This is a genomic window from bacterium, from assembly GCA_035528375.1.
Taxonomy (GTDB): Bacteria; RBG-13-66-14; RBG-13-66-14; order RBG-13-66-14; family RBG-13-66-14; genus RBG-13-66-14.
On record DATKYS010000031.1, the window covers coordinates 64,656 to 83,605 of the forward strand.

22 protein-coding genes are annotated in these 18,950 nt (G+C 65.3%); 15 read left to right on the forward strand and 7 right to left on the reverse strand.

Going from position 1 to position 18,950, the window contains the following annotated elements:
• The first annotated feature begins 4 nt into the window (after nucleotides 1–4).
• Both VM054_02090 and VM054_02095 read left to right on the forward strand, forming a co-directional pair.
• Nucleotides 5–943, forward strand: coding sequence for a calcium/sodium antiporter (locus VM054_02090; GenBank protein ID HUT97851.1), 939 nt, complete (start codon nucleotides 5–7; stop codon nucleotides 941–943).
• Nucleotides 944–1,002: 59 nt separating this feature from the next.
• Nucleotides 1,003–1,635: a hypothetical protein gene (locus VM054_02095; GenBank protein HUT97852.1), complete on the forward strand. Its 633-nt coding sequence runs from the start codon at nucleotides 1,003–1,005 to the stop codon at nucleotides 1,633–1,635.
• Between the two features lie 216 nt (nucleotides 1,636–1,851).
• Here VM054_02095 and VM054_02100 read toward each other — a convergent pair whose 3' ends face one another.
• Nucleotides 1,852–2,433 carry a hypothetical protein gene (locus VM054_02100; GenBank protein HUT97853.1) on the reverse strand — a complete coding sequence of 194 codons (582 nt, stop codon included), beginning with the start codon at nucleotides 2,431–2,433 and terminating at the stop codon, nucleotides 1,852–1,854.
• A 119-nt stretch (nucleotides 2,434–2,552) separates the two neighbouring features.
• On the opposite strand from VM054_02100, the gene VM054_02105 reads away from it, so the two are divergent.
• Nucleotides 2,553–4,304: a hypothetical protein gene (locus tag VM054_02105; protein HUT97854.1), complete on the forward strand. Its 1,752-nt coding sequence runs from the start codon at nucleotides 2,553–2,555 to the stop codon at nucleotides 4,302–4,304.
• Nucleotides 4,305–4,363: 59 nt separating this feature from the next.
• Nucleotides 4,364–4,717, forward strand: a complete 354-nt coding sequence (locus VM054_02110; protein ID HUT97855.1) for a gamma-glutamylcyclotransferase family protein — start codon at nucleotides 4,364–4,366, stop codon at nucleotides 4,715–4,717.
• Here VM054_02110 and VM054_02115 read toward each other — a convergent pair.
• Nucleotides 4,688–4,939 carry a hypothetical protein gene (locus VM054_02115; protein ID HUT97856.1) on the reverse strand — a complete coding sequence of 84 codons (252 nt, stop codon included), beginning with the start codon at nucleotides 4,937–4,939 and terminating at the stop codon, nucleotides 4,688–4,690. The genes VM054_02110 and VM054_02115 overlap by 30 nt on opposite strands.
• A 123-nt stretch (nucleotides 4,940–5,062) precedes the next feature.
• Between VM054_02115 and VM054_02120 the strand changes: the two genes are divergently transcribed.
• The 3 genes from VM054_02120 (at nucleotide 5,063) to VM054_02130 (ending at nucleotide 6,113) form a co-directional block, all read left to right on the forward strand.
• Nucleotides 5,063–5,323, forward strand: a complete 261-nt coding sequence (locus VM054_02120) for a hypothetical protein (protein HUT97857.1) — start codon at nucleotides 5,063–5,065, stop codon at nucleotides 5,321–5,323.
• Between the two features lie 11 nt (nucleotides 5,324–5,334).
• The gene (locus VM054_02125; protein HUT97858.1) at nucleotides 5,335–5,658 is read left to right on the forward strand and encodes a hypothetical protein; all 324 of its coding nucleotides are present in this window, start codon (nucleotides 5,335–5,337) and stop codon (nucleotides 5,656–5,658) included.
• A 191-nt stretch (nucleotides 5,659–5,849) separates the two neighbouring features.
• Nucleotides 5,850–6,113, forward strand: coding sequence for a zinc ribbon domain-containing protein (locus tag VM054_02130; protein ID HUT97859.1), 264 nt, complete (start codon nucleotides 5,850–5,852; stop codon nucleotides 6,111–6,113).
• Between the two features lie 38 nt (nucleotides 6,114–6,151).
• Here the strand turns inward: VM054_02130 and VM054_02135 are convergent, their stop codons facing one another.
• Nucleotides 6,152–7,420 (reverse strand): MFS transporter, encoded by a 1,269-nt coding sequence (locus VM054_02135; GenBank protein ID HUT97860.1) that lies wholly within the window; start codon nucleotides 7,418–7,420, stop codon nucleotides 6,152–6,154.
• Between the two features lie 546 nt (nucleotides 7,421–7,966).
• On the opposite strand from VM054_02135, the gene VM054_02140 reads away from it, so the two are divergent.
• The 8 genes from VM054_02140 (at nucleotide 7,967) to VM054_02175 (ending at nucleotide 15,098) form a co-directional block, all read left to right on the forward strand.
• A complete protein-coding gene (locus VM054_02140; protein ID HUT97861.1) occupies nucleotides 7,967–8,323 on the forward strand; it encodes a DsrE/DsrF/DrsH-like family protein in 357 nt (118 codons plus the stop codon).
• A 46-nt stretch (nucleotides 8,324–8,369) separates the two neighbouring features.
• Nucleotides 8,370–8,624 carry a sulfurtransferase TusA family protein gene (locus VM054_02145; protein ID HUT97862.1) on the forward strand — a complete coding sequence of 85 codons (255 nt, stop codon included), beginning with the start codon at nucleotides 8,370–8,372 and terminating at the stop codon, nucleotides 8,622–8,624.
• Nucleotides 8,624–9,040, forward strand: coding sequence for a hydrogenase iron-sulfur subunit (locus tag VM054_02150; protein HUT97863.1), 417 nt, complete (start codon nucleotides 8,624–8,626; stop codon nucleotides 9,038–9,040). The genes VM054_02145 and VM054_02150 overlap by 1 nt, the downstream gene beginning before the upstream one ends.
• A gap of 8 nt (nucleotides 9,041–9,048) precedes the next feature.
• Nucleotides 9,049–11,766, forward strand: a complete 2,718-nt coding sequence (locus tag VM054_02155; protein ID HUT97864.1) for an FAD-dependent oxidoreductase — start codon at nucleotides 9,049–9,051, stop codon at nucleotides 11,764–11,766.
• The gene (locus VM054_02160) at nucleotides 11,763–13,484 is read left to right on the forward strand and encodes a CoB--CoM heterodisulfide reductase iron-sulfur subunit A family protein (protein ID HUT97865.1); all 1,722 of its coding nucleotides are present in this window, start codon (nucleotides 11,763–11,765) and stop codon (nucleotides 13,482–13,484) included. The genes VM054_02155 and VM054_02160 overlap by 4 nt, the downstream gene beginning before the upstream one ends.
• Nucleotides 13,481–13,738 (forward strand): MarR family transcriptional regulator, encoded by a 258-nt coding sequence (locus tag VM054_02165; GenBank protein ID HUT97866.1) that lies wholly within the window; start codon nucleotides 13,481–13,483, stop codon nucleotides 13,736–13,738. The genes VM054_02160 and VM054_02165 overlap by 4 nt, the downstream gene beginning before the upstream one ends.
• A gap of 80 nt (nucleotides 13,739–13,818) precedes the next feature.
• Entirely contained in the window at nucleotides 13,819–14,127 is a 309-nt protein-coding gene (locus VM054_02170; protein ID HUT97867.1) for a 4Fe-4S dicluster domain-containing protein, read from the forward strand.
• A 2-nt stretch (nucleotides 14,128–14,129) separates the two neighbouring features.
• The gene (locus VM054_02175; GenBank protein HUT97868.1) at nucleotides 14,130–15,098 is read left to right on the forward strand and encodes a (Fe-S)-binding protein; all 969 of its coding nucleotides are present in this window, start codon (nucleotides 14,130–14,132) and stop codon (nucleotides 15,096–15,098) included.
• Between the two features lie 480 nt (nucleotides 15,099–15,578).
• On the opposite strand, the gene ispH is transcribed toward VM054_02175, so the two are convergent.
• The 4 genes from ispH to VM054_02195 are packed head-to-tail and all read right to left on the reverse strand — an operon-like array spanning nucleotide 15,579 to nucleotide 18,898.
• Nucleotides 15,579–16,433 carry a 4-hydroxy-3-methylbut-2-enyl diphosphate reductase gene (gene ispH / locus VM054_02180; protein HUT97869.1) on the reverse strand — a complete coding sequence of 285 codons (855 nt, stop codon included), beginning with the start codon at nucleotides 16,431–16,433 and terminating at the stop codon, nucleotides 15,579–15,581.
• A gap of 1 nt (nucleotide 16,434) precedes the next feature.
• Nucleotides 16,435–17,382: a radical SAM protein gene (locus VM054_02185; GenBank protein HUT97870.1), complete on the reverse strand. Its 948-nt coding sequence runs from the start codon at nucleotides 17,380–17,382 to the stop codon at nucleotides 16,435–16,437.
• Nucleotides 17,379–18,257 carry an NAD(P)/FAD-dependent oxidoreductase gene (locus tag VM054_02190; GenBank protein ID HUT97871.1) on the reverse strand — a complete coding sequence of 293 codons (879 nt, stop codon included), beginning with the start codon at nucleotides 18,255–18,257 and terminating at the stop codon, nucleotides 17,379–17,381. The genes VM054_02185 and VM054_02190 overlap by 4 nt, the downstream gene beginning before the upstream one ends.
• On the reverse strand, nucleotides 18,254–18,898 hold the full coding sequence (locus tag VM054_02195; GenBank protein ID HUT97872.1) for an isochorismatase family protein: 645 nt from the start codon (nucleotides 18,896–18,898) through the stop codon (nucleotides 18,254–18,256). The genes VM054_02190 and VM054_02195 overlap by 4 nt, the downstream gene beginning before the upstream one ends.
• Between the last annotated feature and the right edge of the window lie 52 nt (nucleotides 18,899–18,950).

Consider the following 18,950-nt stretch of genomic DNA (forward strand, 5'->3'; position numbering starts at 1 on the left):
CCGGATGCCTTTCTGGTTGGAAATCCTCGTCGGTTTCGCCGCCCTCGTCGTCGGGGCCGATTTTTTGGTGCGGGGCGCGTCGAAAATCGCCAAGGGCTTCGGGGTGCCGCCCTTCGTCATCGGGCTGACCCTGGTGGCCTACGGAACCTCGGCGCCGGAGTTCGCCGTCAGCGCCACCGCCGCAATCCGGGGCGTGGGCGCCTTTTCCCTGGGCAACGCCTTCGGCTCCAACGTGGCCAACATCGGCCTCGTGCTCGGCCTCTCGGCGCTCATCCGGCCCATCGAGGTCGAGGGCACCGTGGTGAAGCGCGAGGCCCCGCTCCTCATCGGCGTCGCCCTCCTCTTCCCCCTCTTCTTTCTGGACGGCGTACTGGCCCGCTGGGAGGGTCTTTTGGCCGTAGCCGGCGGAATCGCCTTCACCGTCTGGAGCCTGAAAACGGCCCGGCGGCGCGAGAACGCCCCGGAAAAAATCAAGCTCGGTCCAGGCGTCTGGCTCCTTTCCATCGGTTTTTGCGGAGCCGGAATCGCCGGGCTCCTCTACGGCGCCGACTGGCTCATCTCCGGCTCGAAGGAGCTGGCGCGCATCCTGGGGATGAGCGAGCGGGTCATCGGCCTGACCGTCGTCGCCGTGGGGACTTCCCTGCCCGAGCTGGCCACCAGCGTGATGGCGATGATCCGGGGCCACTCGGACATCGCCGTGGGGAACGTCATCGGCTCCAACATCTTCAACCTGCTCTTCGCCCTGGGCGGGGCGGTGAGCCTGGCGCCGATTTCCCTGGCCGGGATGGGGTACGGCATCTGGGTGGACGCCGGCGTGGGGCTTCTACTGGCGCTCCTTCTACTGCCCTTCGCCCGGAGCGGGAAAATCATCGCGCGCTGGGAGGGGGCGGTTTTCCTCGCCGTCTACGCGGGGTTCGTGACCTACCTGGTGCTCGCCGGTTGAAATTTTACCCACTTTACGCTAGATTCTATAAATACCCTTTCAGCCATGGAGGTGGCACGATGAGGTTGGTTTACAGGCTGATTTTGGTTTTGGCGCTCGTCCTCGGAGTGGGGCTCCTGGGTTGCACCAGCAACACAGACGGGGACGGCGACGGCGACGGAGACGGTGACGGCGACGACCACGGCCTCGGCTGGGCCATGGACATCGCCGACCCGGTCCGCGACGCCGAGCTCGCTGGCGGTTCCCTGATTGGCATCGCCAACGGGGACATCACCGACACGGGGGAGAATGATGAGAACGGCGTCTGGGAGCTGTTCTACGGTATGTTGGACGTGAGCTCGGCGGAGGAGAACCTCGTCGTTCAAGTCTCTTACGACGGCTCGACGGTCTTTTACGACGATAACAACATGAGGGATCATGGCTACGACCCCGACGTTTGGGACTATTCCCTGGAGATCCCCGGATACCGAGACGCCGAGCCTTGGGTGACGGCCGCCCAGGACGCCCTCGACGACGCGGGCGGCGCGGAATGGGTGCACCGCATCCTGGAGGTCTTCACCAACGACTCCGGGGATTACCCGGGGACGGAGAACATGGCCTACTTCATGTACGCGGACGAGAATTACTACCCGGTGGCCTTCGTTTTTGTGGACGCCGACACCAACGAGGTTCTGGGGGTGCTCATCGTCTGATTATCGCGGCGATGTCCCGATCTCGTAAAAAAGGGACGGCCCGGGGGTCGCCCTTTTTTATATCGTCAAGGTACGTCAACGATGGCTGGGTGTTTGAATAAACTGCGGGCCGACCTAAACGGCGCGCCGTCGGTCGGCCCCTACGAGGGCGGCGCGATATTTAACGACCATTAGCGGTGAATATCCTCTTTCAACCGCCGCTTGCCCCCAACGCCTCTAGCGGAAATCCTCCACGTGGATTATCTCGCTCGTCTCGGCGTCGAGGATGACCTTTGCCTTGTGCTCGTCAGGCTCCAGCCAGTAGTCCACCTGGACGATGAAGGCGTCGGGGGGCTCGTACTCGTAGTGCCCCTCGCGGACCTCGTAGGTGCGGTGGGTGAACTCTACGCCGCCGATATCCTCGAGGGCGCCGTCCGCCGCCTCGATCCACGCAGCCGCGTCGGAGAATTTCGGCAGGGGCGTTTCGAATTCGCACCCGTCCGTCGCGTGCTCCGTGTCACCGGAGAAGTACACGGTAACCCACAGGCCGTCGGCGTCGGCGAGGACGCCGGGCTCGGCGAAGAAGAAGTGGTAGAGGGACTCGTCCCCGACGATGAGCCCGTCGGAATCCACGAAGCCGGCGAAGACGTAGGTCTGCTCCCCGCCGGGCAGCTCCGCGTCCCGGACCTCCTCGGCCAGGAGCCGGGCCCAGCCCAGGCTCAGCTCGGGGTAATCCTCGGGTCCGTCGCCGTCGTTCACGCCGCACCCCGGAAGGACGACCAGGGCGCCGATTACGGCAATCGCAAGGACTTTCTTCATTCCGCCTCCTTATCGTCCGTGGGCAACCTTACGCGACCCGGCGCCCCTTGTCAACGCCCCTTGCCCCGGGCGGGCCTTTGGGCTAAAATCACCTTTCCTACTCACGCGGGAGTTCCAACGTGCGTCGCCCGTTCCTTTTCATCCTCGCCTTTCTCGCCGTACCGGCCGTTGCCCAGTACTCCTTCGAGCTGCCCCGGATGGAGGCCACGGTCGCCGTCAACCGCGACGGCACCTGCGACCTCTACTACGCCGTCACCTTCGTCAACCTCTCCTGGGTGCAGCCCATAGACATCGTGGACATCGGGATGCCCCGGGACACCTATGACCTGGAGACGGCGGCGGCCTGGATAACACCGCCCGTCGCCTCCGATTCCATAAATTACCGGGACCCCGACGCCGTTAACGCCTACACCCAGTCCTGCACGACTCAGGGGACGCTCATCCCCCTCTCCGGCATCTACACGAGCGAGTACGTGGACCCCGGGGTGGAGGTACACCTGGACCCGTACATCTACGATGGCGAGCTGGCGACGCTCGTCTTCCAAATAAGGCTATACCACCTCGTGTACCCCGATTCGGAAAAAGAGGACTACGCCTCGGTGGAGTTTGCCCCGACGTGGTACGGAGCCGACTTCGTCCAGGGCACCGAGGACCTGACGCTGAAAATCGTCTTCCCGGCGGGGGTCACCCCCGAGGAGACGGTTTACCACCAGCGCGAGTTCGATTACACAGGCGTCCTGGGCGAGGGGGAGAGTCAGCAGCTCGTCTTCGTCTGGCACGACCCGGCGGCGCCGACCGGGTCGCAGCTCGAAAACGTGGGGGTCAGCTTCCCGCGCAAATACCTCGACGAGGACGCGGTGTACGAGACCAGCGCGCTCGAGGAATTCTTCAAGTGGCTGTGGGGATTCATCATCGGCATCTTCAGCACTCTGGGCTGGTGCCTGGTACCCATCGCCTTCTTCGTCCTCTCCGCTATATTCTCCTTTACCGGCCGTCGCCGTCGGCGGTTCAAGTACCTGCCCCCCACGGCCTCGGTGGAGGGGGTGGGTATCAAGCGCGGCCTGACCGCCGTCGAGGCGGGAATCGTGCTGGAGCTCAAGCTCGACCGCGTCCTGAACCTCATCATCTTCGGCCTGTTGAAGAAGGGGAGGCTGGAGGTCACCAGTCGCGATCCCCTGCGACTCAAGGCTCTCCCCGCGCCCCGGCCGCTGGGCGCCGACGCCGAGCCGGAGAAGCTCCGCCCCTACGAGGTGGAATTCCTCGCCGGCATTGACGACATCGGCACCCTGAAGCAGGCCGAGGTCCGCAAGGTGTTCATAAACCTCATCAACGGCGTGAACAAAAAGATGAAGGGCTTCTCGCGGCGTGAGACCCGGGACTACTACCGCGCGATAATCGCCAAGGCCTGGCGGCAGGTGGAGGAGGCCGGCGACGATAATCTCAAGGTGGAGAACTGGGACCGGGACCTGGAGTGGGTGATGATGGACGATGATTTCGACGGGCGGACCCGCCGCGTCTTCGACGACGTGGTCATCGTGCACACCCCGTACTGGTGGGGTCGGTACGGGGGTTACTCGGGCGCGCCGTCCACGGGCGGGGCGGGCGGTGTACCGAGCGGCGCCCCGGATCGGCTCCCGACCCTCCCCGGTTCCCATTTCGCCAACGAGATGGCCAAGGGGGCGACCGGTTTCGCCGGGTCCATCATGGGCGACGTGGGCTCCTTCACCGGCAATATAACCTCGGTGACCAACCCCGTTCCGGTGAGCACCTCGTCGGGGCACTGGTCCGGCGGCGGGGGCGGGGGTGGCGGATGCGCCTGCGCGTGCGCCTGCGCCGGGTGCGCCTGCGCCTGCGCCGGCGGGGGGCGGTAGCGGGCGGATGACCGATCCCGACGGCGTTTTCGTTTGGCGAACGCAACGCCGCTTCAATCGTGCCGGTCTTCCGCGGGCCGGCCGTTTTATTAGAGGGACGCCTTTATCACCTACCGATACCGGCGGGATACCCCGTCCTCTACCTGGACGGACCGGGGCCGGTCCACGGCGAGCTTTTACGCTTCGCCGATCCGCGCGCGGCCCTGGGGGAGATGGACCGGCTCGAGGGCTGCCCCGGCCTCTTCGAACGCTCCGCGGTCGAGGTCGTCTGTGGTGGAGATACCGTTCCAGTCTGGATCTACCGCTTCCCCTCGGATCGCCCCATCCCGCCCGACGCCTTGCCGGTGACCGGCGGCGACTGGCGCTCGGCCGATTTTCCCGACTCACCCGTCGTTGCGCGTCATCAGCAGTAACGCGGCCAGGATGGCCAGGAGGCCGGCCCACCCCACGTAGACCGAGATGCCGTAGAGGGTGGGGCTGGTGAGATCGAAGAGGGGCAGGAGCTCCGAAAGGAACCAGGCCGCGCAGCCGGCGGCCAGGACCAGGAACGGCGGTTCCCGCCTCCTGGACCACACCAGCGCCGCGGCCACGGCGATGAGGAAGGTGAGGATTTTCGGCAGGTACTGGATGAGCACGGGTCCTCCGGCGGCTGACACGTTGCTTGTCCCCATTATAGCAATTTGCTATACTGCCCGCAGGGTACAGGTTTTATAAAAAACGACCTGGTGACCAAACTCACTACCGACGGGGAGGCGTAGATGTTAATTATTAACTTGGCAGTCGTTCTACAGTGGGTGATAGCGATTCTTATCGGCGGGGCCGGTATCCTCGGCCTCATCGCCTGGCTCTCGACGGGTAAGCTCAACGTCGCCCTGTTAGGTATCGCGACGCTACTCTTGTCGGTTTATTTCATCCTGCCCATCTTCGGTGTCAACGTTGATATTCTCTACTACATCACCTTGATAGGTGCGCCGCTCCTCTACATCGTCGGCTTCATCCTGACGATGAAGGAAAAGTAGCCTCGGGTTCGATGGTCTCCAGCGGATCGTTCAACTGGGTGCTGGTGGCGCTTTCCGCAGTCGCCGCGGCGGTGGGCATCGCCGCGTGGGTCCGCCACCGCGGCACGGTCCGCCTGTTCCTGGCCCTGACCGCCCTGCTGTTGACCGCCGTGTTCCTGGTTCCCACGCTCCTCTACGCCCCCTTCTCCGGGGAGCAGCGGGTTTTCGGCCCCGAGGCGGCGGCGGAGTTGGAGCGGGTCACCAGGACCGTGTACGAGATAGTGCCGGTTCTCCTGGTGCTCATCCTGGCGATGCTCCTCGTCGCGGTGGTGTTTCTCCTTCTGAAAAAGGAGTAACACCCGGAAATATCGAAGAAAGGGCGGTTATTACCGCCCTTTTTTATATTTCATCGTAATATTTGGCGCTACTTCAATGTGTTTTACCAGACGAGGGGTTGTATTGCACCGGTTTCTCGGTTTCCCACCCGGCTTGGAATCGGGCTCAAAGCCTGCTATACTGCCGTAATACGTTCGCCAAAGGAGCGCCCATGAAACGCCTCATCCTCCTGGCCCTGCTCCTCGCCCTGGCCTTCGCCGCCGACGTTCTCAACGCCGCCGAGGAAATCTGGGAGTGCCCCAACTGCGGCGCGAACATCCCCGCGTCGGCGGACGACGTGGAGATTACCTGCCCCAACTGCGGGCACCACCTCCAGTGGTACATGTGCGACGCCTGCATGGGTGAGTTCGTGATTGACTCCGCCTGGACCACCGTCGAGTGCCCCTTCTGCGGGGCGGTACACGACCTGGATTAATGACGTTGCCAAATCAGCCGCGGGGGTGGCCGGAAAGGTCACCCCTTTTTTCGGGCCCTCTCCACGCCGAGGAAGACGACCAGCCCCGCGGTCACGAGAAGCCCCATGGCCGCCAGGGCCAGGCGGTAGTTCAAGGGGGCGATTCCCCGCCCCAGAAGGGTTATCCCGCCCCAGATGAGCGGACCGACGACGGCCGCCGCCTTGCCCGCCAAAGCCATGAGGCCGAAGAACTCCCCCGCCTTCTCCTCCGGCACGAGCCGTAGGAGCATCGGTCGAATCGCCGTCCACACGCCCGCCATCAGGAACCCGGTCAGCGCCCCCACCCCGTAGAACAGGGTCAGGTTAGCCGCGAAGGCCCCGATTCCGATCGCCGCAATCCAGCCCACGAGCGTGAGGATTATCACCCGCCGGGGTCCGAACCGGTCGGTCAGCAACCCCCACACGAGCCCCCCCGCGATGGCCGCCAGAATCCCCGCCACCAGAATCGGCTTCTTCTCCTCGTCGGGCAGGCCCAGCACCATCTGGATGTAGACCATCATCATGCTGATGACCGTGTGGACCGCCTCGAGGAAAAGAAACGCCGCCAGCAGGTATCGCCGGAGGCCGGGGTAATCCGCCGTATCTTTGAAGACCTGGACGTAGCGCCTCCAGACGCCCTCCCTCGGTCGCGGCTTGGGCTTGCTCCGATCCTTGACCCATAAAAGACAGGGAATAGCCAGGACCCCGAAGAGTAACGCGGTGGGGATGAAGGCGGCGGTGCGCCCGGTGAACCCGGGGATGACCTCGCTCTGCGTCAGCGGGAAGATGGACAAAAAGGCGACGATGGAGCCCAGATAGCCCAGCGCCACCCCGAAGCCGGAGATTTTCCCCTGGAGCTCCCTCGGCGCCAGGGAGGGCAGCAGGCTGTTGTAAAAGACCTGGGCCGCCTGGAAGCCGTAGTTGGCCGGGATCAAAAGAAGCATCACCAGCCCCACCCGCGCCCAGAGCGCCAGCCCCAGATTGACCGCCACGCCCATCAAGGCCGTGGCCGAAACGGAAAGAATCGTCAGCCAGCGCAGGGGCCGCAGGTGGTCCCCCCGCTCGTCGGCTAACGCCCCCAGGTACGGCGTGGTCAGGCCGACCAGGAGCATGGAGAGCGAGAAGGGGATCTGAAAGGCGAGGTCGGGCAGGCCCTGGTCGCTGATGAGCCACTGGGGCAGGAAGAAGGTGATGATGGACATACTGAAAATCGTGTTAGCGAGGTCGTACAGGCCCCAGGAACACAATTCCCAGCAAGGAGCCCGGCGGGCGCTCGTTTCAGCCTTCACGCTTACTCCTCGCCCTTTCGGATTTTCGCCGCCATTACCCTCCCGTTTTCCTGGTATTTTACATGAAATCGGTTTTCGTCGGTCGGAGGGCGGGGAGTACCATCTTTAAAGGTGACTTTCGCCCCTACGTTGCGATGATGTAGGGGCGGGTCTTTAGACCCGCCCGCGGGCCGACCTGAACGGCGCGCCGTCGGTCGGCCCCTACGTCTGGTGTTCGTTGGGCGTAGTGGCGTGTGTCCACACCTGCCCGTTTATTTGCCCCTCACCCCGGCCCCTCACCCTAGCCCGTCGGCGCGCCGCTCCCACGGGGAGAGGGAAATCCACGCGGCGCCGCGCGGGGGGTAGTGTTTGAAAAAACCTGTTTCCGGGTTGGTATTTCTTTACATACGAATATGGGCATGGTACAATGAACCTGCTGACGAGAGTTAATCCCGTTAGTCTTTCCAAATTTCGTTCTCCTTAATACAGCGGGTTTATCTTTTGTCCGGGTACGTGCGCAATCACGTGTTCCTTTGTCGTATGCCGTCAACTCACGGGAGGTTGTGAATGGCTAAGATGCTGATTTTTTGCGGGTCCGACGACCCCCAGAAGGCGTTCCCCCCGTTCATGCTGGGCTCGGGCGCCCTGGCCATGGAGATGGAACTGACCCTGTTCTTCACCATGAGCGGCCTGAACATCATCCGTAAGGGCGGTGCGGAGAAGATCAAGCTCTCGGGTGCGCCCAAGACGCTGCTCGAGTTCATCAAGGTGCTGCAGGACGGCGGCGCCAAGTTCATCGCCTGCTCGGCGGCCTTCCCCATCGTCGGCGTCACCAAAGACGACTTCATCGAAGGCGTCGAGTTCGGCGGCGTGGCGACCTTCGTCAGCGATGCCGAGGAAGCGGACGTCGTCCTCACGTTCTAAACCCCACTACCCGAGGTCGGCGATTCACCCTTTGGCAAGGAGATTTATGGATACCGGCGAGCTCAAGAACCTGAAAGTTGATAAAGAGGTTGACGCGCGCGGAACCGCGTGCCCGGGGCCGCTTTTAGAAGCCAAGCGGGCCATCCCCTCGGTGCCCATGGGGGGCGTGATGGAGGTTCTTTCGTCCGATGAGAGCACCAATAGTGACCTCCCGCTCTGGGCAAAGAAAGTAGGTCACGAGTACCTGGGGACCGTTGAGGATGCCGGTTTCTGGCGCATCTTCGTCCGTCGGGGTAAGTAGTGACCGCTGAGGAAGCTAAAAACGGCGCAGGACCGCGGATTCTGGTCTTCTCCACCGTCAACATCTCCGACCCGGGAATAGACCTGGCGGGCGGCTCCCACATGCACTACCCCGCCGAGGTGGCGGTGCTCAACGTCCCCTGCTCCAGCGGCATCCGGCCGGACTGGGTGCTTTTCGCCGTCGAGACGGGTTTCGACGGCGTTTTCATCGCCGCCGACGGGACGGACTGCACCTTCGTCGCCGATTGCACCAACCGCACGGCCAAGGTCTTTACCGAGGCCCAGGAGCTCCTCAAGGGGAAGGGGTACGACCCCCGGCGCCTGAAGATGGCGGCTATCTGTAGTGTCTGCGCCGAGTCCTTCGTCTCGCACATCGAGAACTTTTCCAAGACCCTGAACGCCCTGGAAAGCGGATAGAAAATCTGATGGATTACGACGTTCTAATCGTCGGCGCGGGTATCGCCGGGATGGAATCCGCCTTGACCCTGGGGGATATGGGCTACCGGGTGCTCGTGGTGGAGAAGGAGTCCAGCATCGGCGGGAAGATGGTCCTTCTCAGCAAGGTTTTCCCCACCCTGGACTGCGCGAGTTGTATCTCCACGCCCAAGATGGCCGCCACGGCGCACCACCCCAACGTCACCCTGGCCACGTACAGCCGGGTCGAGGAGATAGTTCCCTCCGGCGACGGTCGCTTCCTGGCCCGTCTCTACCACAAGTCCACCTTCGTGGACCAGGACGCCTGCACCGGTTGCGGTGAATGCGCGTCGGTTTGTACGGTTTCCATTTCGGACGAGTTCAACTTCGGCCTGGCGCCCCGGCGGGCGGCCTACATCCCCTATCCCCAGGCGGTGCCGAAGAAGGCCGTCATAGACCGCCGCGGGCTCTCGCCGTGCACCTACATCTGCCCCGCGGGGGTCAAGGCACACGGCTACGTTTCGCTGGTCCGTGCCGGGAGATACGACGAAGCCTTCCATCTGCACATGGAGGACGCTCCGCTGCCGGGAAGCCTTTCCCGCGCCTGCTACTCGCCCTGTGAGACCGCGTGCTCCCGCGGCGGGTACGAGGGCCCGGTCCCCATCCGGGCCATCAAGCGCTTCATGGTGGACCGCTATTACGCCGCCCACCCGGAGCCGGAGTACGGGCCGCCGGAGGAGATGCGGAAGGAAAAGGTGGCGGTTATCGGTTCCGGTCCGGCCGGGCTCACCGCGGCGTACCACCTGGCACGGGCCGGGTTCCGCGTCACCATCTTCGAGGCCGAGGAGCAGACCGGCGGGATGCTCCGTTACGCCATCCCCACCTACCGGCTGTCCAAGGAGGTGCTGGACCGGGACATCAAGAACATCACCGCCCTGGGTGTGGAAATTCTGACCGACCACCGCGTGGATTCCCCGGTGTCCTTGAAGAACGAGGGGTACGACGCCGTGTTCGTAGCCGTGGGTGCCGGTACGCCGCAGATGATAGGCATCGAGGGGGAGGAGTTCATCAATGTCCTGGACTGCATGACGTTCCTGCGCCAGGCGGCCTCCGGCGAACGTCCGGAGGTGGGGCGTCAGGTCGTCGTCGTCGGCGGCGGCAATGTGGCGATGGACGTGGCCCGGACGGCGCTGCGTCTGGGGGCGGTCCAGGTGTCCACGGTCTGCCTGGAGCCCCGCGAGAAGATGCCGGCCCACTCCTGGGAGGTTTCCGAGGCGGAGGCCGACGGCGTCAAGGTCTACCATTCCACGGCGATCAACCGCGTCGTCACCCTGGAAAAAGGCGGCCTGGGGCTGGAATGCCTCAAGGTGGACTCCATCCAGTTCAATCCCCGGGGGGGCGTGGCCGGGTACACCACCGACGAAAATCAAAAAACCGTGATCCCCACAGACATGGCGGTGCTGGCGGTCCTTTCCGTCGGGCTGCTCCCGAACACGACGCCCTTCGCTGGGGAGCTGGTTCTGAACCCCGACAAGACGGTCCGGGTGAACCGCCGCACCCTCCAGACGGGCGAGCCCTGTATCTTCGCCGGCGGCGACGCGGTCACCGGCCCCTCCATGATCAACGAGGCGATGGGGCAGGGCAGGAGGGCGGCCTTCTACATCGCCCGCTACCTGCGCGGGGAGTCCCTGGACGTGCCCTTCGACACCCGGCTACCGGTGGTGGAGAGCTCCGTGGTGATGCGCCGCACGGCGGGCGTCTCCCGGCGGGACCCGGTTCTCGATCCCGAGCTGGACGCCCGAGAACGCATCAGGAGTTTCGACGAGTTCCAGTTTACCTTCACCGAGGAGCAGGCCCGGTACAGCGCCAACCGTTGTCTGGACTGCGGCGGTTGCAGCGAGTGCCGGGAGTGCGTCGAGGCCTGCCCCGCCGACGCCGTGGACCTGTCCCGTCAGGGAAGGCTGGAGACCCTCGAGGTGGGCTCGGTCATCGTTTCCACCGGCTTTAACCTCTACGACCCCCATCGTAAGCTCACCTACGGCTTCGGGAAACACCCGAACGTCATCACCGCCATGCAGATGGACCGCCTGCTTTCACCCACCCGCCCCTACAACCACGTGATCCGACCCTCCGACGGCAAGCAGCCCGACAACATCGCCTTCGTGATGTGCACCGGCTCGCGGGACCGCCAGGATGGCACGCCGCTGTGCTCCCGTGTCTGCTGCATGTACTCGCTCAAGCAGGCCCAGCTCATCATGGGAGCCATCCCCCTGGCCGACGTTACCATCTATTACATAGACATCCGCGCCTTCGGGAAGGGGTACGACGAGTTCTACGAGCAGGCGCGGGGGATGGGGGTGTACTTCGTCAAGGGCAAGGTCGGTCGCATCGAGCCCCTGGATGGCGGAAACCTGAAGCTTTTCTACGAGGATTTCGCCGGCGCCGGGGGTACGAAAACGGCGGAGCACGATCTCGTCGTTCTCTCGGTGGGGCTGCTGCCCAACCCCGAGGCGCTGTCCATCTTCAAGGAGGGGAGCCTGGAGACGGACGACTTCGCCTTCGTCCGGGAGGTGGAGGCGGAGCTGGAGCCCGGTCGAACCAGCATCGAGGGCGTGTATGTGGCCGGCGCCGCTTCGGCGCCGCGCGACATACCCGACAGCATACTCCACGCCGGCGCGGCATCGGCCCTGGCCGCCGCCCACGTGGAACGGATACGGAAGAAACGATGAGCCCGAAAGAGAGAAGGATCGGCGTTTACGTCTGCTACTGCGGGGGCAACATCTCCGACTACGTGGACGTGGAGAAGGTCCGCCGGGCCGTGGAGGGTGAGCCCGGGGTTGCGGTCGCCCGAACCCACATGTTCACCTGCTCCGACGCCGCCCAACAGGAGATAATCGAGGATATAAAGAACGAGAAGCTCGACGGCCTGGTGATCGCCTCCTGCTCGCCCAAGTTGCACACCTACACCTTCCAGGGCATGGCCCGGCGCGCGGGGCTCAACCCCTACTGCTACACACAGGTCAACCTGCGGGAGCAGGACTCCTGGGTCCACCGCGGCGACCGCGAGGCGGCCACGGAAAAGGGCATCCGGCTGGTCCGCGCCGGAATCGCCCGCACCCTCCACAGCCGACCCCTGGAAACCCTGCGCATCGTGACGCGGCCCCGAGTCCTGGTGGTAGGGGCCGGGGTGGCGGGTCTGCGCGCGGCGACGCTTCTGGCCGACCTGGGGCTCGAGGTGTTCCTCGTCGAGCGCGAGCGGGAGCCGGGGGGCTGGACCGCCCGCTGGGGGGTCATGTCCCCCAACGACCGGGACGGCCGAGAGCTCATCGCGGAGCTGGTGGACGGCGTGAAAAAGCGGGAGAACGTGACCCTCTTCACCGACGCCGAGCTGATCGAGAAGGGCGGCACCCTGGGGGATTTCGCGGTCAAGGTGCGCGCCGGCGGGGAGACGTTGTCTCTCGAGGTCGGGGCCATCATCGTAACGACCGGGTTCGACCCCTACCCGCCGCGCGATGGCGAATTCGGGTACGGCTCGCCCGGGGTGGTCACCCTGCCGGAGCTGGAGGAGCGACTGGCCGATCCGACGGCGGAGATAACCGCCGGGGACGTCGTCTTCATCCACTGTGTCGGGAGTCGGCAGAAGGCCTCCGAGGACCTGCCGAACCCCCACACCTATTGCTCGCGTTATTGTTGCACCGCGGCGGTCCACACCTCGTTGAAACTGGCCGAGCGGAAGCCCGGAATCCACCGCTACCACCTCTTCCGCGACATGCGCACCTACGGTTGGTACGAGACCCTGTACGAAGAGGCCCGGCGGCAGGGGGTCGTCTTCCTCCGCTACGACGACGCCGAGCCGCCGATGGTGGAGCCCGCCGGCGACCGGCTGCGGGTGAGGGTCCGGGACCAGCTCACCGGGAACGAGGAGCTCGAGTTGGGCGCCGACCTGGTGGTGCTGGTCACCGGGATGGTACCGCGCGCCAACGACGGGCTGGTCGGTACACTCAAGCTCCCCGTGGGCCGCGAGGGCTTCTTCAACGAGATACACCCCAAACTGCGCCCGGTGGAGACGCTGGTGGACGGCGTCTTCATCGCCGGGACCGCGCAGGGGCCGAAGAATCTGCCGGAGAGCACCGCCTCCTCCCTGGCGGCGGTGTCCAAGGCCGGCGGATTGTTGATGAAGGGCTACGTGGACCTCGAGCCACTGGTGGCGGTGGTGGACGCCGAGAAGTGCACGTGGTGCGGCAAGTGCGCCGAGGTGTGTCCCTACGGGGCCATTGATCGGATAACCTGCGAGGGCCGTGAGGTCGCCCACGTCATCGCGGCGTTGTGCAAGGGCGGCGGTCCCTGCGTGCCCGTCTGCCCCGAGGGCGCCATAGACATCGAGGGCTTCACCGACCGCCAGATTCGGGCGTCCATCGAGGCTCTGGTCCGGGAGGTCGTCGGGTGAGCGACCGTATCACGCGGAATCCAGCCGAGGTCATGCGCGACGAGATGGCCATCAGGGACCGCATCCTCGAGATACTCTCGGCGGAGCCGCTCACCATCCCTGAAATCGCCGGTAAGCTGGGTTACCCAACCCATGAGGTGGTTCGCTGGGTGATGGCGATGTGGAGCTACAAGCTCGTCGAGGAGACCGGAAAGGCGGGCCAGGACGGTTATTACCGGTACCGGGTGAAGGTCAAGCCGGAGAGCGGGGGGTAGCTCTCCACCGTGATTTTAGGGTGGGCGGGCCGCGGGGGCGGTTTACCGAGTTTCTCTGCGGTCGAAAGTGAGAGGGCGGCATGGCAAGAGTCAGCGCGGAGTTCATCGAAGAGGTCCGGGCAGCCGACTTCAACGCCGGGGACTGCATGAACTGCGGGATCTGCACCTCGGTGTGTCCCATCGGCCTGGAGCTTCTCCCCCGTGCGATTTTCCGTTACGTCGTCGTCGGCCTCGAGTCCAAAGTGATCGAGAACGCCGAGACCATCTTTAGCTGCCTTCTGTGCCGGATGTGCGAGGAAAACTGCCCGGCCGAGGTCCACATCACCGAGAACGTCAAGACCCTGCGCGCCTACATCAACCGGAAGGTCTTCAAGCTCACGAGGAACTGACCATGGCGCTGCCCACGGGTGCGATAATCGGTATTTTGGTGGACAACCTCCGCCTGAGGAAGAGCGTCATCCCGCTGTCGAAGCGGAAGATGACCGGTTGGGCGGAGGGTCTGGAGCTTCCCCGGGGCGGCGAGACGGTGCTCTACACCGGCCTGATGTACCAGCTCATGCCGTCCATCGTGGCCATGGCTAACCTGATGGGTCGGTTCGAAAACTCACCGATCCGCCACCTCATGGGCCTCGGTCGGTTGGCCAACAAGGTCGTCAACCTGTCCTTCTTCATGGCCCGCAGCCGACCCGAAATACGCCGGGCCTACGATGTGCGGTTGCGCGCGATTGCGGAGCTCCTGCTGGAATCGGGAGTCGAGTTCGGCTACCTCGCCGACGAGGAGCTCTACTCCGGGGCGCTCGTTTACGACAACGGCATGATGGAGGTCTTCCGGCGCCACGCCAGGCGCGTCCGCGACGCGCTCAAACGCCGCGGCGTCCGTCGGGTCATCACCGTGGACCCGCACACGCTGAACATGTTCCGTGACGTGTACCCGAAGCTCATCGAGGGCTTCGACATCGGGGCCGAGAGCTACCTCGAGGTGCTCGCCCGGCGCGGGATGGAGACGAACGGGGCGACGGGCAAAACGGTCGTCATTCACGACTCGTGCGTTTACGCCCGGTACGAGGACGTGCTCGAGCAGCCCCGGGCGCTGTTGAGGAGCACCGGCGCCGAAGTGCGCGAGCCGGATTATTCCCGCACCATCACCCTCTGCTGCGGCGGGCCCATCGAATCCCTCTTCCCGTCGAGGTCCAAGGAGGTCGCCCGGGAGCGGATCGGTCAGTTGGCGGCGTGCGGGTCGGACGTGGCCGTCATGTGCCCGATCTGCCTCTTCAACCTCACCGAGGCCGCCGAGACCACCGGGGCCGACGTCCGCGTCCGCGACATCTGCGAGTACCTGAGCGAGGCCCGCCCGTCGTAACTGCCGGCGACGTCGGCGCCCGACGGGTGGTGGGTTGCGCGGTGATTGGTGATGTTCGTAGGGCGGGGATTCCAATCCCCGCCGCTTTTTTAATACAGCCCTCGTTCCCGAGCTGCAATGATGTAGGGCGGCCCCGTGGGATGAATCCCCTGCGGGTCGCCGCGTTTTCTGTATTCCCAACCCCGACCCTCACCCTAGCCCTCTCCCTGGGAGGGAGAGGGGATAACTGCACCCCCCTCCCTAACCCGTAGGCGAGCCTCCCCCCAGAGGGGGGAGGGGAAACGCGGGCGACCGTGGAGGACTCGTCCTACCGGTCGCCCCTACGGGTCGGGTTTGCTGAATATTGACGTAGGGGCGGGTGTCCTGACCCGCCCGCGGGCCGACCTGAAAGACGCGCCGTCGGTCGGCCCCTACGTCCGGTGTTCGTTGGGCGTAGGGGTGTATCCACACCCGCACGTTTATTAATATAGCTCTTGCGGATTAAAAACTCCGCAGGCGCTCGACGACCTCCTCGATTATCCAGTCCGGGGTGCTGGCGCCGGCGGTGACCCCGACCCGCTCCATCCCGGCGAACCACTCCGGCTCGAGCTCTTCCGCCGTCTCGATGTGCCACGCCTTGCTTCCCCTCTCGCGGCAGCGCTCGTAGAGGCGGGTGGTGTTGGCCGAGTTGCGTCCGCCGATGACGACCATGCCGTCCACCGTGTCTAAAAGCTCGAGCATGGCGGCCTGGCGCCGGGCGGTGGCGTCGCAGATGGTGTTGTGGGCCTTCAGCTCGTCGGTAATCTTCAACAGCTCGCCCACGAGCCGGACGTAATCCTCCTCGAGTTGCGTGGTCTGGGCCACGACGCCTATTCTCTGCCCGCGCTTCAGCCGGGCCACGTCGGCGGTGGACTGGACCACCACGGCCCCCTCGGCGCCCTCGCGGCGTCCCGAGTCGGCCCAGGCGACGAGAGCGGCGACCTCGGGGTGCTCCGGCTCGCCGATGACGACCACCCGGTATCCCTCGGCGGCGAGGCCCTTCGCCAGTTTCTGCGCCCGCTGGACCAGGGGGCAGGTGGCGTCCACGACCTCGAATCCACGGTCCCGCAGTTTTTTTAAAACTTCGGGCGGGACGCCGTGGCTGCGGATGAGCACCGTCCCGACCCGTGCGGCGTCGAGGTCCTCGATGACCCCGAGTCCCGCTTCGGCCAGCCGGGCCACCATCTGCGGGTTGTGGATTATCGGTCCCAGGCTGGACACGCCTCCGGGGTGGGTCTGGGTGGCCTCGAAGGCCACCTGGCAGGCGCGCTTCACCCCGTAGCAGAATCCGGCGGCCCGGGCGAGGATGACCTCCACGCTAAACGATCCTTCGGAGGGGGTAGGTGTAGCCGTCGCGGAGCTTCTCGCGGGCGTCGAGGTGGCGCCGGAGGAGCTGGCCGCAGTTCGAGCCGATGCGGTCCTCCTCCCGCTCCCCGATGCTCAGAAGCACCCGGTAGCCGGCCTCCTCCAGGCGGTCGAGAATCTCGTACCGCTTCCCCGGCTCGTCCGGCTCGATGTAGGAGGCGAGGCCGTGCCGCCGCGCGCCGTAGGTCGGGTTGAGCGGCGTGAATTTTAAGAGGAAAAGCTCCGGGTCGAAGTGGTCCAGCATCACCGCGGGGTCCACGGGCGCGTCCCGGCCGAGGGCGAAGTTGAGGGTCACGCGGCGGTCGCCCTCCCGATGAAACCTTTCGGCGTACCGGGCGATTTCGGAGAACCCCCACTTTTTCACGGGAATCAGCCGGTCGCGCAACGCGGCGTCGGTGGTGTGGATGGAGAACTGGAGCTGGAAGCGGCCGCCGCCATAGTGCTCGTCCTTGATTTCGGCCAGCCGCTCGAAGAAGTCCCCCGTTCCCCGCGGGGCCACGGTGGAGACCGATGGCAGGAGCCCCGGCGCCTCGTACCTCCCCGGCAGTCCGCGCAGCACGTCTAGCACGGCCGGGTTGAGCGCCGGCTCGCCCACGCGGGCGAACTGGACCTTGAACTTCTCCGCCGGGACCCGCCCGTCGGGAAAACGCCGGAGGACTAGAAAATCAATCTGCGAGAAAATCTCGTCGGCACAGAGCACCCCCCGGTAATCGCCCCCGGCGTCGCACATCGGGCAGCCCACCGGGCAACCCAGGAGGGTCGAGACCAAGAGAACCCACTTCTGTTCGCGGGGCAGCGGCGGCTGGACCGATTCCACGAATTCGACGAGCCTTCCTGAGCCCAGGTCCGCCAGAAAGACCCGGGCCACCTCGTCCGATCCGCTGGTGGCGATTATCCTCATCGCGATTCGTCCAAATCGAAGGCGATCGTCATCGCCGCCCGGACGCCGTCCCCCACGGCGATGGCCGCCTGGCGGCACCTTCCCCCCGCCGCGTCGCCGATAACGTGCAGCCCCGCGACCGGCCGCCCGTTTTCATCGGAAAGGTCCGGGGTCAGGAGGCCCAGGTCCGGCTCCCGACCGACGGCCAGGAGTAGGTGGTCGGCCTCGAGGTCCACCGTCGCGTCCCCCGCGGAGCATTGTACCAGAAGGCGGCCGTCGGCGAAGGCGAGCTTCACCGGGGAGGTTTGGGCGCGGTAGCTGATCCGGGGCTCCCGGGACGCCCGGCGCTCCAGCAGCGGGAGGCAGCGTGTCCGCTGGCCCCGGTTCAGAATCGTCACGTCGTTGGACTGCGCCAGGCCCAGGGCGTAATCGAAGGCGGCGTCGCCCGCGCCGATTATCAGAACCTTCCGCCCGGCGAGGCCGCGGAGGGGATAAACCTCGGTGTGGACCCGGTCGGCGCACTCCGGCGAGACCGGGGGGCCGTCCCAGGGCTTTGGGCGGGTGCCGGTCGCCAGCACCACGTGCGCCGCCTCGTACCCGCCGCCGGTCGTTCGGAGGCGGAAACCGCCGGCGCGCCTCTCCACCCCGGATACCTCCTCGGAAATCGGGACTATCCCGCCCTCCCCGAGCTGACACAGGAATTTTTCGGCGAGGTCCGGGCCGGGGATGCCCCCGGGGAAGCCGGCATAGTTCTCCACCCGGTGGGCGTTCCAGAGCAGGCCGCCCGGGCGCCCCCGTTCGAAGAGGAAAAATTCGACGCCGTGCCGGGCCAGTTGAATCGCGGCGGCGATCCCCGCCGGCCCGCACCCCACGACGGCCGCCCGAGCGGTTCTCACGAATCAACCCCCGGCAGTCGAAGGAGGTCGCACGTCAGCAGCGGAACCGCGAAGCCGTGGGACAGCGTCAGGAGGCTGGCGCGGTGGAGCGCCTCGGTGTAGGTGGCGGTGGCGTCCACGGGGAGGTATACGTCGAAGCCCCTCACGAAGGCCGAGCGGGCGGTGGTCCCGCAACACAGGTGGGTCATCACCCCGGAGACGACGACGTTGCACACGCCCCGCTCCCGGAGAATTTTCTCCAGGTCCGTCCCGTAAAAGGCGTCGTACTGGGTTTTTACGATGACAAGTCCCCGCGCGTCCAGCCGGGGGTCCAGCTCACCCATCGGGTCGCCGTCCTCGATGAGGTCCCGCCACCAGCGGCCCATCGCGCCCGCATTTTCCCGCGTGTTGGTGTGCCGGGTGAGGACGACGTTTTTGAATGCGGCGGCCAGGGCGTTTATTTGCGGAATGATGGCCGGGGCGCCGGGGACGAAGGCGTGGGAGCCCTCCTCCAGGAAACAGCGCTGCATGTCGAGAATCAAAAGGGCGGTCTCGTCGGCCGAAAGTTTTCGGGGGGGCTCCCGCCGGTATCCGTCGGCGGCCCGGAGAAGGGCGGCGGCCCTCTCGGCGATGTTTTTCGGGGTGAAGTACGGTTCCTTCATAGGTTTTTTTAAAAAACAAGGGGAACGGCGGCACCGTCCCCCCTCCCGCCGT

Coding starts and splice junctions, on each gene's coding strand:
- VM054_02090 (HUT97851.1), top strand. CDS start 5: ATGCCTTTCTGGTTGGAAATCCTCGTCGGTTTCGCCGCCCTCGTCGTC.
- VM054_02095 (HUT97852.1), top strand. CDS start 1,003: ATGAGGTTGGTTTACAGGCTGATTTTGGTTTTGGCGCTCGTCCTCGGA.
- VM054_02100 (HUT97853.1), bottom strand. CDS start 2,433: ATGAAGAAAGTCCTTGCGATTGCCGTAATCGGCGCCCTGGTCGTCCTT.
- VM054_02120 (HUT97857.1), top strand. CDS start 5,063: ATGTTAATTATTAACTTGGCAGTCGTTCTACAGTGGGTGATAGCGATT.
- VM054_02125 (HUT97858.1), top strand. CDS start 5,335: ATGGTCTCCAGCGGATCGTTCAACTGGGTGCTGGTGGCGCTTTCCGCA.
- VM054_02130 (HUT97859.1), top strand. CDS start 5,850: ATGAAACGCCTCATCCTCCTGGCCCTGCTCCTCGCCCTGGCCTTCGCC.
- VM054_02140 (HUT97861.1), top strand. CDS start 7,967: ATGGCTAAGATGCTGATTTTTTGCGGGTCCGACGACCCCCAGAAGGCG.
- VM054_02145 (HUT97862.1), top strand. CDS start 8,370: ATGGATACCGGCGAGCTCAAGAACCTGAAAGTTGATAAAGAGGTTGAC.
- VM054_02155 (HUT97864.1), top strand. CDS start 9,049: ATGGATTACGACGTTCTAATCGTCGGCGCGGGTATCGCCGGGATGGAA.
- VM054_02160 (HUT97865.1), top strand. CDS start 11,763: ATGAGCCCGAAAGAGAGAAGGATCGGCGTTTACGTCTGCTACTGCGGG.
- VM054_02170 (HUT97867.1), top strand. CDS start 13,819: ATGGCAAGAGTCAGCGCGGAGTTCATCGAAGAGGTCCGGGCAGCCGAC.
- VM054_02175 (HUT97868.1), top strand. CDS start 14,130: ATGGCGCTGCCCACGGGTGCGATAATCGGTATTTTGGTGGACAACCTC.
- VM054_02185 (HUT97870.1), bottom strand. CDS start 17,382: ATGAGGATAATCGCCACCAGCGGATCGGACGAGGTGGCCCGGGTCTTT.
- VM054_02195 (HUT97872.1), bottom strand. CDS start 18,898: ATGAAGGAACCGTACTTCACCCCGAAAAACATCGCCGAGAGGGCCGCC.